The following is a 1,442-nucleotide window of genomic DNA, read 5'->3' as shown; positions in this document are numbered from 1 at the left end:
ACGCCCGCCGCCCCCGGCATCCCCCCCGCCGCGCTCGGCGGCAATGTCGCGATTCGGCGCGCCGTCGTCGAAGGCGCGACCGCTTTTCCGGCTGAGGAGCTCCTCGCCCGCGGCGGCGCACCGCTGACCGGCCCCGCCGTGCCAGTCGCCAATCTGGAGGCGGCACGCGCCGCCATCCTCGGCCTCTATCGCGAGCAGGGCTATGTCTTCACGACGGTCGATGCCGTGGTCGATCGCGACGGCACGCTGCGGCTGGTGGTGGGCGAAGGCCATATCATCGACGTCCAGCTCGACGGCGATATCGGGCCCGCCGGCACCCAGTTGCTCCGCTTCCTCAATCACCTGAAGGACCAGCGCCCGCTCGACGTCGCGCGGCTGGAGCGCTGGCTGCTGATCGCGCAGGACATGCCGGGCATCACGCTGCGCACCGTGCTGCGCCCGGCCGGCACCGCGCCGGGCGCGCTGATCCTGGTCGCGCGCGTCAGCCGTCGCCCGGTCACCGGCTATCTCACCGCCGACAACCGCGCCTTCCGCCTGACCGGGCCGGAACAGGCGCTCGGCGTGCTGCAGCTCAACAGCTTCACCGAGTTCGGCGAGCGCACCGAGCTCTCTCTCTTCTACGGCACCCACGACACCCAGCTCTTCGGCCAGGTGGCGAGCGAGTTCTATGTCGGCGATTCCGGGCTGAAGATGCGGCTCTATGCCGGGCGCGGCCGGGCGCGCCCCTCCGGCGTGCTGCGCGCCATCGGCTATGAGGGGGAGACGACGGTCGCCGGCATCTCCGCCAGCTATCCGCTGCTGCGCCGCCGCACCCATAGCCTGAACCTGACCGCCGCCTTCGATGCGATCGACAGCGAGATCAATGTCGATGGCGCCACGGGCCAGGTGCGCCTCAGCCATGACGCGGTGCGGGTCTTCCGGGTGGGCGCGGAGGCCGCGGCCTATGATCTGCTGCTCGGCGACAGCCGCCCGGCCTCCAATACGCTGCTGCTGCGCCTCTCCCAGGGCGTCGACGCCTTCGGCGCGACCGCGCGCGGCAATCTCGATGCCGGGCGCGCCGGCGCCGATCCCGGCTTCACCGCGATCGCCTTCGACCTGACGCGGACCCAGACGCTGTTCTCCCCCTGGGAAGGCGCGACCCTGGCGCTGCAGGGCACGGTCGCCGGGCAATGGAGCAATGACGTGCTGCCGCTCTCGGAAAAATTCTTCCTGGGCGGCGGGCGGCTCGGCCGCGGCTTCTATGCCGGTGAGATCAGCGGCGACCGCGCCATCGCCGCCTCCCTCGAATTGCAGCTTGGCACCAGCTTCGAGCGGACGATCTTCGGCGAGAGCTTTACCTTCGCCCCGGTGGCCTATGCCTTCTATGATTGGGGCCGCACCTACGAGAACCAGTCGATCGATCCCGACCGCCGCATCTCCTCCTACGGCATCGGGATCCGGGT

1 protein-coding gene is annotated in these 1,442 nt (G+C 70.6%); it reads left to right on the top strand.

What is annotated here, in order from left to right; genetic code table 11:
* A partial coding sequence (locus GXW71_RS34525) for a ShlB/FhaC/HecB family hemolysin secretion/activation protein (protein WP_211858608.1) occupies positions 1-1,442 on the top strand: 1,442 nt, incomplete at both ends.

The organism is Plastoroseomonas hellenica (assembly GCF_018129085.1).
In the GTDB taxonomy this organism is placed as follows: domain Bacteria; phylum Pseudomonadota; class Alphaproteobacteria; order Acetobacterales; family Acetobacteraceae; genus Plastoroseomonas; species Plastoroseomonas hellenica.
The sequence above is the reverse complement of the archived record's forward strand: the minus strand, read 5'-3'. Positions and strand labels throughout refer to the sequence as shown.